Below are 12,324 nucleotides of genomic sequence, written 5' to 3' on the forward strand. Positions count from 1 at the left end.
AAAACTGGGTAAGAGGTCACATGACAAGTGTCAAACAATTGAGGAGCCGTGTGCAGGGAAACTTGCAAGCACGGTTTTGTAGGAGAGGGTGGGGGAGCGATTCCCTACTCGACTCCACCAAACTATCACAGGATTGTATGTTTATAACTTTTACTGATAAGTTTAAATCTGGCAAATTTTCTCTGTATTGTAACTCAGAAACAAGAGAGGATTTGTTTAGGTCAAAAATTAATCGAGTGAGAATAGTTAGACGTGCAGACGGTTATTATTGTCAGTTTTGTATAGATGCTAATAGAGAAGAACCAGGAAATTATACTGGCAATGTTATAGGTATTGATTTAGGTTTAAAATACTTCTATAAAGACCAAAACGATCATGCTGTTGTTTATCCTCAATATTTAAGGTTTGCAGAAAAGAAATTAAAACGTCGGCAACGACAATTAAGCAAGAAGTTTGTGAAAGGCAAAAAGCGGTGCGACCCCGCGACGACGACAGCTCGCTTGCGGAATGCGCACCAAGACAGCCTCAATCAAACAATTACCACAAAGCCAGAAAGAGACTAGGGTTATGTCACTTGAAGGTAAGTAGGCAGCGTAAAGACGCTCTGCATTAAGCAAGCCCGGTGCGTAGTAGCATCTAACGATGTTGTCGTCTATGAGGACCTGAAGATACAAAACATGGTCAAAAACCATCATTTGGCAAAGTCAATATCTGACGCATCGTGGTATCAATTCACTCAATGGTTGGAATATTATGGAAAAATTTTGGGTAAAGCAGTTGTTTCAGTAAATCCCAAATTCACTTCTCAAGATTGTTCTAATTGTGGGCATAGAGTCAAGAAAACTTTGTCAACTCGTACTCATGTTTGTCCTAGCTGTCATGCTGAAATATGTCGTGATACTAACGCAGCACGAAACATCTTGAATCGTGGATTAGAAATAATAGGTATTGAGTGGAATCAAGGTACCGTAGGGCATACGGGAACCTCCTAGTAATAGGGAACGCTTTGGGAGATAACGGCCTCTGCTAATGATGGGCAACTTGATTGAGTAAGCTGTGTCGATGAGCAAAGAATCACTTTTTGTGAGAATCCCCGTGCCTAACAGTCGGGGAGTATGTCAACTACTATAAAATTTCAACTACACTGTTTCGCTAGTGAGGATATTCTTCATAATCTTGAGAAAGTCTAGGATTACAGCCTAGCCAAGCAAAAGTCCTTTATACCACTCAACGTCTGGGCAAAACTTTAAATCCTTTTTCAGTTCTGAATAGTTAATTTCCATCCACTTGCTCATTGCCACTGGCTTCTCTAGTTTTATTCTATAACCTTGATCTGCCCAAACAATTTTCAGATTCGGGGCCTCATTTGATGACTTGAAGAAATATAAACTTAGCTTCTTCTCAGTAATAACCCTTGACTATATTACCAAATATTTGTTGTTTTCTTCCTTTTACCTGATTAAACCCATAAGAGAAAAGATAATCAGCGATCGCCCACCCATAACCAAAATTTAACCTAACCATATCTACATATAACACCACAGAAATAGGGCGCGAACATTTATAAATGCTCAAACTCAGTCAGGGATAATTTCTAACTTCTAACTTCTAACTTCTGACTTCTGACTTCTCCTACTATCTACCCCCTTGCCAATGATCCCCTACCATTGGACACTGAGAATGACAATATTGTTGGCAGTGAGGTTCAACCGTGAAAAACGTACTAAGTATAATTCTAGGCGGTGGTGCAGGTACCCGTCTCTATCCATTAACAAAACTGCGGGCCAAACCAGCAGTCCCCCTAGCCGGGAAATATCGGTTGATAGATATTCCCATCAGTAACTGCATCAACTCAGACATCGAGAAAATCTATGTTCTGACCCAATTCAACTCAGCTTCTCTAAACCGTCATATTACTCGCGCCTACAACTTCCCAGGTTTCAGTGAAGGTTTTGTAGAAGTTCTTGCAGCTCAACAAACTAAAGATAATCCAGAGTGGTTCCAAGGAACCGCCGATGCTGTCCGTAAATATATCTGGTTATTCAAAGAGTGGGATATTGACTATTACCTAATTCTCTCCGGAGACCATCTCTACCGCATGGACTATCGGGAGTTTGTCCAACGTCATATTGAAACAAAGGCAGATATTACTCTGTCTGTCTTGCCCATTGATGAAGCACGGGCATCTGATTTTGGTTTAATGAAAATTGATGACTCTGGTCGAATCGTTGAATTTAGCGAAAAACCTAAAGGGGACGCTCTAAAAATTATGGCAGTGGATACCTCTGTTTTAGGAGTTAGTCCAGAAGTTGCTAAAGAACAACCCTATATTGCTTCTATGGGGATTTATGTCTTTAATAAAGATGTCATGGTCAAACTATTGGAAGAATCCCTAGATCCAGATTTTGGTAAGCAAATTATACCTAATTCGGCTAAAGATTATAATGTTCAAGCTTACCCATTTGAAGGTTATTGGGAAGATATTGGGACGATTAGGTCATTCTATGAAGCTAATTTGGCTTTGACCCAACAGCCTCAACCACCCTTTAGCTTCTATGATGAAAAAGCTCCTATCTATACTCGTTCTCGGTATTTACCACCAAGTAAACTTTTAGACTGCCAGATTACAGAGTCAATTGTCGGAGAAGGTTGTATTCTTAAACAATGCCGAATTGACCATTGTGTTTTAGGATTGCGATCGCGAGTTGAAGCTGGTTGTATAATAGAAGACTCTCTTCTGATGGGTGCAGATTACTACGAACCTTTTGCAGAACGTAAATCTGGCCGACAAAAGGGTATTGTCCCATTGGGTATCGGTGCTGAAACGACTATTCGTGGGGCGATCGTTGATAAGAATGCCCGTATTGGTCGGAATGTCCAGATAATTAATAAAGACCGTATAGAGGAAGCTCAACGTGAGGATGAAGGATTTATCATTCGTAACGGTATTGTTGTTGTCTTGAAGAATGCCATTATCCCAGATGGCACAGTGATCTAGTAAGTGTTTGAGTTTTAGTTGTTAGTTGGTTAGCGGTTATTATTAAATGCTGCTAACCACTAAATGCTAATTGCGAGTTTTTGACATCCTCCTGACGTTTCGCGTAAGCGCAACGCGGGATTCCCTAACATCGCTGATAGGATTTTTCTGCTTCTAACGCACCTGCCTCCAAGGCCGAACCTCTTGTCGGTCTAAAGGTGTGCTCCACAGTAGGTCACCAATCCGACAGATCCTCTAGACACTGCTAGCTCAATAGCCTTATTCTTTGAGCATAGCATATTATTTTAAGAACCGCAAAATTGATTGGTTTTCGCGGACGACGCTCCCCTAATAGCTGCCGCACTTGCTTCGCCAACGGGAGAGCGCGGGTCTCCAACCAACGTTGAGATGAGCAAACTAATTATTCTGATTGGACTTCCAGCTAGTGGCAAATCCACTCTAGCAAGGAAAATAGTTACTAGATATCCTCAGTGTCAATTAATTGTGCGACTCGTTGGCTAGTCAAGACTGCTGAAAAGCAGGTATATCTAGCCTTCCAGGTCACGACATGAAGCTAATAACTTTCCCTACGGGATAACTTCGTTAACGACCTGTGAAAACTCTTATACCCTTGGTGGTGAAATTCCATCCGCCCTGTTGTTGGGTTGACAGCATGGGCCACATTGGTGAGACTGAACATCAAACTGGTGAAGCTGGTCCAAAAGCGGGAAAATACCAGTTACCGAGGAACGATACCGCAAGCAGAGGCTGACAAGTGGACGAACAGGAAGGTAATTAAACTCTCGTTAGACATGACCACCTCAAAGGTAGCTATGGGGTGTAGGACGAAAGTCAGAGGGTCTATGGATATAAATATAGTTAAGTTTATATCAACAATCGTATCGAACCCTTCGGGAGAGTTTACCCCACTAAATCAGCCGTAATAAAGGAATAAGGGAACGAGAAAACCTCTTTGAGACACCTAAGAATATAGGTCGATAACTTAGGAAGCCATTCAAGGTGAATCTACGCTTTGGACGTAGGTCTTAGGGAGAGTAGGATTGGGTAAAAAGCTATCAAGCTGACGTACCCACTGTTAGACGTAATGTAAGGTAATTATTAGCGATGAATAAAGCTAAAACACTAAAAAAAAGATTGGATAATCCAAAGCCCTTTCTTGAGTGTGTCTTACATTCTGAGGAGACCTCAGAATTACGCACTCGCTTTTTAAGCGTGGCATGGGATACAGACGATGTTCCGTCCCAAGTCAGTGTCAACCCAAATATCCAATGGAAGGACATAAATTGGAAACGGGTAGAAACGTATGTATTTAAGTTGCAAAAGTTAATTTACAGAGCATCCAGCCGTGGCGAAATCCGCAAGATGCGCAAATACCAAAAACTTCTGACCAAAAGTTATTATGCTAGGTTGCTAGCTGTTAGGCACGTGACACAGGATAACCAAGGACGAAAGACCGCAGGTGTGGACGGAATCAAGAATCTACCACCAATGCAACGCTTCAACCTGGTGTACCTACTTTCATCACGACACCTCAAAGCAAGCCCAACCCGTAGAGTCTGGATACCAAAACCAGGAAAAGATGAAAAACGTCCGTTAGGCATCCCTACGATGTATGACCGTGCGTTACAAGCCCTGGTGAAGCTAGGTATGGAACCAGAATGGGAAGCACGCTTTGAACCTAACAGCTATGGTTTTAGACCAGGACGGTCAGCACATGATGCCATTGAGGCCATCTTTAACAGTATCTGCCAGAAATCAAAATATGTTTTAGATGCAGACATATCCAAATGTTTTGACCGAATTAACCATGATGCACTGTTAGGAAAGATTGGAAAAACTCCATACAGAAGATTAATCAAACAATGGTTAAAATCCGGAGTTTTTGATAACAATCAATTCCTAGACACTACGGAAGGTACACCGCAGGGAGGGGTAATTAGTCCCCTACTATCAAACATCGCCTTACATGGTATGGAAAAATGCCTCGAAGAATTTGCTAAAACCTTACCAGGAACAAAGCGAGTAAATAAACAGGCACTATCCATAATACGCTATGCTGATGACTTTGTAATCCTACATGAAGATATCAAAGTAGTCCTGCAAGCTAAAACGGTAATACAGGAATGGTTAAACCAGGTAGGATTAGAACTAAAACCAGAAAAAACTAAAATTGTCCACACCCTAGAAGAATATGAAGGTAATCAACCCGGATTTGACTTCTTAGGTTTCACAATCAGGCAATGGAAAGTTAAGTCAACTAAAAAAGGATTTAAAACGCTGATTAAACCATCTTCCAAGAGTATTAAAACTCATTATCGGAAACTGGCAGATATATGTGATTCACATAAATCTGCCCCTACAAAAGCTCTAGTAGCTAAACTAAACCCGGTAATTAGGGGATGGGCTAACTACTTCTCAACCAAAGTCAGCAAGAAGGTATTCAGTAAAATGGATAGCCTCCTATGGAAAAGACTATGGAGGTGGGCAAGTAGAAGGCATCCAAATAAGTCCGCCAAATGGGTGAAGAAAAAGTATTTCCCCCGCTGCAAAGAAACCCGAAACTGGATACTTAACGACGGCGAATATATACTAAACCAACACTCGGATGTATCTATTATAAGGCACATCAAGGTGAAAGGTAGTAAATCCCCTTATGACGGCGATTGGACTTATTGGAGTAACAGAATCGGTAAATATCCAGGCGTAAGGAAAGAAGTCGCAACGCTATTAAAACGACAAAAAAATAAATGCGCATTTTGTGGACTAACCTTTAGATCGACTGACCTTATGGAAGTTGACCATATAAAACCAAGGTCTAAAGGTGGTGACAACACACTCAAAAATAAACAATTGTTGCACCGACATTGCCACGACAGTAAAACAGCGTCAGATAACAAGACATATCCACAATTTAAGCCACAGGACTTACCTGAAAATTATATATGGATTGACGATATGTTAACTCTGAAGCAAGATGTACCCATGAAAAGGGACGTTTAAGAGAGGAGCCGTGATGAGGTGAAAGTCTCACGTCCGGTTCTGAAGACAAGCAGACTCTATAAAGGGATAACCGGAAATGGGTTTGCTTAGTTTAACTCTACTGATGCTATCCGTGCTCAGTTATTTGGTGATGAAGCAATTCAAGGGCCTTGGCTCCAAGTATGGCAGCAAGTACAGCAACAATTTTACCAAGCTGTACGCCAGACATCTCTCGCCATATATGACGCTACTAATGTCCAACGTCGGCAACGACGACAAGTAATTGACTTGGCAAAGGAAAGTGGATTTAGCCATCTAACTGGTTTATGGCTTGACAAATCATTAGAATTATGCTTAAAAAGAAATCTACAACGACAGCGTCAAGTTCCTGAAGAAGTAATAATGAAAATGTATCGACAGTTAACAGATGCTCCTCCTTCTTGTAAAGAAGGATTAGACGTACTGAAACGAATTGCTAAATAATATCATCAGGACTTATGCAGAATCACCATATCTAGTAGGGGCGAATGGCCATATCTAGTAGGGGCGAATGGCCATTCGCCCCTACAGAGTTTTTGTGATGACGTGAGGTCATCAATTAGCAGGAGCGCTGTAGAGCATCTACCTATCGAAAAAAAGAAAAAAATCTTTTAGTCAATGCTCTGATTTTAAGTAAAGGGAATTGTTAGTTATTAATTACTAAAATGAAATTTTATATACATACAATATTAATTAAATTCATCCCTATATTACAACCAAAAAATAGCTTTAATTCTGACATTTTTCATAATTAATAATTAACTTTTAATGTGGAGTTATAGCACTAAATAAAAATTATTACAGCCATGAAACTTCAATACCTTGCAGGTAATAGTTTGAAATCAACCTGATAGATAATAGCTGAGTGTCTATAGCTAAACTATAAAACAGAGTACGGAAATTGCTATTACTCTTTCAGGAAAAACCGAACTTAAATGAATGTTAAACTTTGATAACTTGAAAGAAAGTCAAACATTATAATTCAACCTGACTGATTAGTTACTAATATCTGGCAGTAGTTTTTTTATATATAAAAAATTTGGCAAACCTGGATATAGGTTGAAACTAATTTCTATTCGAGCAAGCATGACAATGTGTATCTAAATTTATCAAAATAATTGGGTCTAAAACCTCGCCTTTTCAGGCGAAATATTTTTGGAGCGAGGCTCAAGTCCCTGTTACAAAAATAACTTCTGTACGTCGCCAATCCGACGGCTCCCCTATCTGACTTCTGACTTCTGACTTCGTTAAGAATATCGCATCTGACAAATCAAAAAAAACACTTGAAACTACAGGGTATATTACTTTTGGCTTTTTGTAATTGACAGTAGTCAAAAATAGTTTTCTTATAATTAACTACTAAGTAATCGTATATCAAATTCAAATTAATCTGAAAAATATTAAAATGAGGAGATAGATGAATGGCTACAACTGATTTTAAAGACTATTATTCAATCTTAGGTTTAACTAAAAGCGCTACTTCCGAAGAAATAAAAAAAGCTTATCGTAAATTAGCGAGGAAGTACCACCCAGATATGAACCCGGGTGACAAGAAAGCAGAAGCTCGTTTTAAAGAAGTTAATGAAGCTTATGAAGTTTTATCAGATCCAGAAAAACGTAAAAAGTATGACCAATTTGGTCAATACTGGAATCAAGTAGGTTCTACAAGTGGCGGATGGCCTGGAGGTACTGGTGGTACTACCGTAGATTTTGGAGGTTTCGATTTTAGTCAGTATGCCAGTTTTGAAGATTTTATCAATACCTTATTAGGTCGTGGTGGAACTCCAGGTGGTAATCCTGGTGGACGACAAACTTATACCTACAAGACTAATACAGGTTGGCCAGGGGGATTTAATAATGGATTTGATGGTTTTTCTAATTTTGAAAATCGTCAGTCAGGAGCTTCTCTGAATTTAGAAGCTGATATTACTCTTACTTTTTCAGAAGCTTTCCGAGGAACACAGAAGCGTGTGGGTAGTGGAGAAGTTTCTATTCCTCCAGGGGTTAAACCAGGAAGTAAAATTAGAGTTAAAGGTAGAGGTCAATTAGATCCATACACTAAGAAAAGAGGAGATTTGTATCTGAAGGTAGAAATTCAGTCTCATTCTTTTTTCCAGTTTGACGGAGATAATTTACTTTGTGAAGTACCAATAACTCCTGATGAAGCTGTATTGGGTACATCTATTGAGGTGCCAACTCCTGATGGTATGGTTAATGTTAATATTCCTGCGGGTATTCGTTCCGGTCAGTCTTTACGGTTACGAGGTAAGGGATGGCCAAAGGCTAAGTCAGGGGGACGTACTGACCAGTTAGTACGAGTTACTATTACTGTCCCCAAAGATATTAGTGCTATAGAAAAAGAGTGCTATGAAAAAATTAAAGCTAATCGTACTTTCAATCCTCGTAGTCATTTGCAAAGTATATCGTTGTAGTTTAAGTTCACTTCGGAGATGGGGAGATGGGGAGTGGGGGAGTGGGGGAGTGAGGGAGTGGGGGAGTGGAAAAAACTGTGGGGGTTGCTGAATCAAGGGATGAATTTTTTTGGAACAGGTAAATCTCACTTTTAATACTTCATAATTCTTTCTTGCGTTGTCTGAGTTTTAAGCTTTTGATATCTTCTAAGCTTTCCTTCGACTGCGATATAAGACTGTTCAGCATTTACAATTGGATTATATTTACTATGGTGAAAAGGGTATATAGATTAAGCGAATCTTTGATTTTTTTTTCAGACTAAACTGAACAATTTGTTTGATAAATTGAGTCCTACTATTAAACTACGCAATACCATTATCTAGGTTAATTACTAACTTTTCTATCTCTCAAAAATTAGCTTAATTTTCTTAGTAATATCTGCTTAAACAACTAACAATAAAATCGTATATTTCGGCAGAAATTCCAAAATATTTGGAAAATTTTTCACCTTCTCTATCTTTAGAATCTATTTTGTATCTTCTACAGAATATCAAGATACAGCAGATTCCAAGTATATGAAGTACAGAGATTAACAATTGAATGAATGCAAATGCGAGCATCTTGCCTGCGATTAGTGTACCTTACTCAAGTGCAATCTGTTGTAATTTTATCTACAAATAAACTCAGGACTTACGCAAATTGACTTTTAACCCACCACCTGTAGGGGCGAATGGTATTCGCCCTCGCTATATCTATATTCTCTGTTTAATACCAATTTGAAAAAAGAATGCTACAAAAATATAGACTTTGATCGAGCATGCTTAAAAATAGCTATTACAGTTCATTTTAGATAGTTATTTATATCGTTTTTCCCTTTTTTTCAATATTTATCCCTTCTTCCTTCTTTCCTCTTCCTTCTTTCTTACTTCTACAATTCGTAACAAACATTTATCAAATTGGTATAAATCCTGAAACTATTAAAAAATTAAGTCTTAGTGTTTTTGAGATAGTTAAGTAAAACTACTTCATTTCTTCTTAACGTGACTGAACATATTCATAATCATAATACCGCTGATAATAAGAATCAGCTTGATCGCCATTACCAACTATTCCCAACATTGGTACTCCTGCCATACTCAAATCATCTAAAGCTAAACTTAAAGCTTCTCGCTCTGTTTTACCTAATCCCACTACTAACATTAATCCATTAGTACAAGCTGATAATAAACTAGCATCTGCTCGACCCAATAATGGCGCTGTGTCGCAAATAACTAAATCAAAAGTTGTAGCTGCATCTTGAATTAATTGGTGCATCTGCGGTGAGGACAAAATTTTCGTCGGGTCTGGCGGAATAGGGCCAGAAGTTAACACAAATAGATTTTCATCTACGGGCGATCGCTCAATTGCAGTTTCTATTGGCACACAATCGGCAATTATACTACTCAAACCCTGTTGATTAGAAAGTCCCATCATATTATGAATCTGTGGACAACGTAGATCCCCATCTATTAATAGTACCCGTTGACCCATAGCGGCAGCTGCCCTGGCCAAATGAGCTGCGACTGTAGATTTACCATCCCCTGGTGTTGCGGAACTAATTACAAAAGAATGAATGGGATTTTCTATATTTAATAGACGAATATTAGCATTTAAAGTGCGGAAGGCTTCTTGAAAAGCTGAGGGATATAATACTAGAGATGAACTATTATTTTCTTTTAGTTCATCGTTCATCCAATTTCTTTGTTCATGTATAGGAATTATTCCTAACAATGGCAACCCAATAGATTTTTTGACTTCTTTTGGCGTTTGAAAAACATCTTGTTGAAATCCTTCTCCCAATTTAGCCAATAATATTCCTAATGCTAATCCTGTTACTCCTCCGAGGGCAAGATTTAATATCATATTTGGAGAGATTGTTACTAACTCACCATTTTGAGTTTTCAGCAATTCTGGTGGTGCGATTAATTCCCAAGGTTGTACTTTTTCAAATACTACTTCTATCTGTAATTGCTGTTGTTTTTCTAACAAATCTTTGAGTATATTATTTGAATTTTTTAATTCTTGCTGAATTTCTTGATAACTTCCTACTACTTCTGGCATTTTTGCAATATATTCATTTAATTTTGCCTCAGCTTCATCTAATACTTTACTCCGGACTTCGAGAACTTCAATTTGATTAGCAGCCAAAATCATTTTATGAATTAACTCTAAGCGAACTGAGTCTTGAAAAGCTAAAGCCTTTTTACTTACCTCTTCTATATCTCTACCAATAACTTTTTCTGCTTCTTGATTTAATAAAGGCATTAATTTTTCTCTTTGTTGATATAAAGCTTGCATTTGAGGTGCTTTTTCTTTAAACCGAGCTGATTCTAAAGCAATTGTTGTTTCTACTTCCTGTAATTGATTGAGTAATGATTGATATCTTGCTGCTTGACTTAAAGCTGAAGCTATCAAAGCTTCTTCTGGATTAATTCCCAACTGACTCTGTAACATGGCATAGAGCGATCGCTGTTGGTCTAGTAATATTTTATTCTCTAGTTTTTGTGATTGAATTTGATTACTTTCTGCTGCTAATTCTTGACTTTTAAGTTCTGGGTTAATAAACAGATATTCCTGCTGTAGTTGTTGTAATTTATGTCGTAATTCTTTGGTTTTTTGTTGATTTTTTGAAATTTGTTCTTCAATAAAATCCAACCCTTCATCAGTATTAGTTTTCTGGTCATTTTGACCATATTCAGTGTAAGCTGTTGCTAGTTTATCTAATACAAACTGAATTTTTTTTGCATCCGAATCTCGATAGCTAACTTCTATAATTTTTGTATTGTCTAATCTTTGAATTTTTAGTTTCTCTTGACTAAAAAGTGGCCTCTCTGGTTTTTGAAACAAAGAATTATAATTAATTTCTGGATATTCTTTTTGTATATCTGCAATGATTGGCAGCATAAACTGCGGACTTTTTAAGACTTGAATTTGAGATTGATAATCTAAACTATAGTTATCTGATTCTTGATTTTGTTGAATATTTTGGTTTGGATATGAAGTGATTCTCTCTTTTCCCGTACCATAAATAATTTTTGCTGCTTGTTGTTCCCAACTTTCTTGAGAAGTTGTAGTTAATTGTTGTGATTCTGTGCCTAATTGATAATTAACTGAATTGGTAATTTTAACTGGTTCAACTAATATTTGAAATTTTCCCTGATATATAGGAATCTGATTTAAAGTCCAGAAATATGCTCCCGTTGTTGTGGCAGTTGCTACACTGAAAATCAAGAAAAAACGATGACATACTAAGTTCCAAATCTTATTTTCTTTTTGAGATAATTTTTCCTCTAGTTGATGAAATTCAGCTTCATATATATATTGATTCTGAGTAAAGTTTTTCCTCTGATTTAGGAGTTGACCGCTATTACTATATAAAGATAATTGAGATTTTTTTTCGGGTTCCATATCTATCAAGTTAAAAGTTAAAAATAAAGTTATTACTGTGAATTAAGCAAGATATATTTAAGAATATCTGATGGCAGACTTGCAATTACTATATATCTTCATTCAATAATTTTAATTTTAGAGCAGAAGGAAGAAGGAAGAAGGAAGAAGGAAGAAGGCTTAAAAGCTTGAAAAAACGTAAATTTCCTGTAGATATTCACCCTTGGTTTTACACAAACGCACCCCAGCGGATATGATATGAGAAGTTATTTTTGTAACGGGGATTTGAGCAAGTCTCCAAAAATATTTCCCCTTGAAAGGCGGGGTTGCGCAACCCAATTATTTTGATAAATACAGCCTATTTCATATTAGTGAGGTACACTAGTCGCGGGCAAGATGCCCACACGAAAAAGGCTTTACCATCTATATTTGTACCTCATCTACCTCTGCTAGATAACTAAAGCTTCTTG

8 protein-coding genes are annotated in these 12,324 nt (G+C 37.7%); 6 read left to right on the top strand and 2 right to left on the bottom strand.

The annotated features are described in order from the left end of the window. The first annotated feature begins 137 nt into the window (after positions 1-137). Together F6K23_RS41630 and F6K23_RS41635 are read left to right on the top strand one after the other, a co-directional pair. A complete protein-coding gene (locus F6K23_RS41630; RefSeq protein WP_367267661.1) occupies positions 138-563 on the top strand; it encodes a transposase in 426 nt (141 codons plus the stop codon). Positions 564-608: 45 nt separating this feature from the next. After that, complete coding sequence (locus F6K23_RS41635) at positions 609-992, top strand: RNA-guided endonuclease InsQ/TnpB family protein (RefSeq protein ID WP_367267664.1); 384 nt, start codon at positions 609-611, stop codon at positions 990-992. A gap of 409 nt (positions 993-1,401) precedes the next feature. Here the strand turns inward: F6K23_RS41635 and F6K23_RS08560 are convergent, their stop codons facing one another. Continuing rightward, positions 1,402-1,524 carry a hypothetical protein gene (locus F6K23_RS08560; protein WP_293153374.1) on the bottom strand — a complete coding sequence of 41 codons (123 nt, stop codon included), beginning with the start codon at positions 1,522-1,524 and terminating at the stop codon, positions 1,402-1,404. A gap of 187 nt (positions 1,525-1,711) precedes the next feature. On the opposite strand from F6K23_RS08560, the gene F6K23_RS08565 reads away from it, so the two are divergent. From F6K23_RS08565 to F6K23_RS08580, 4 genes are all read left to right on the top strand, one after another. Further along, a complete protein-coding gene (locus F6K23_RS08565) occupies positions 1,712-2,998 on the top strand; it encodes a glucose-1-phosphate adenylyltransferase (protein ID WP_293153377.1) in 1,287 nt (428 codons plus the stop codon). Between the two features lie 1,104 nt (positions 2,999-4,102). After that, entirely contained in the window at positions 4,103-5,998 is a 1,896-nt protein-coding gene (gene ltrA, locus F6K23_RS08570; RefSeq protein WP_293153379.1) for a group II intron reverse transcriptase/maturase, read from the top strand. A 108-nt stretch (positions 5,999-6,106) separates the two neighbouring features. Continuing rightward, positions 6,107-6,460, top strand: coding sequence for an AAA family ATPase (locus F6K23_RS08575; protein WP_293153487.1), 354 nt, complete (start codon positions 6,107-6,109; stop codon positions 6,458-6,460). 977 nt (positions 6,461-7,437) lie between these two features. Then, positions 7,438-8,448, top strand: coding sequence for a DnaJ C-terminal domain-containing protein (locus F6K23_RS08580; protein WP_293153382.1), 1,011 nt, complete (start codon positions 7,438-7,440; stop codon positions 8,446-8,448). Between the two features lie 1,015 nt (positions 8,449-9,463). Here the strand turns inward: F6K23_RS08580 and F6K23_RS08585 are convergent. Further along, on the bottom strand, positions 9,464-11,875 hold the full coding sequence (locus tag F6K23_RS08585) for a polysaccharide biosynthesis tyrosine autokinase (protein WP_293153385.1): 2,412 nt from the start codon (positions 11,873-11,875) through the stop codon (positions 9,464-9,466). Between the last annotated feature and the right edge of the window lie 449 nt (positions 11,876-12,324).

It is taken from the genome of Okeania sp. SIO2C9 (assembly GCF_010672455.1).
In the GTDB taxonomy this organism is placed as follows: domain Bacteria; phylum Cyanobacteriota; class Cyanobacteriia; order Cyanobacteriales; family Microcoleaceae; genus Okeania.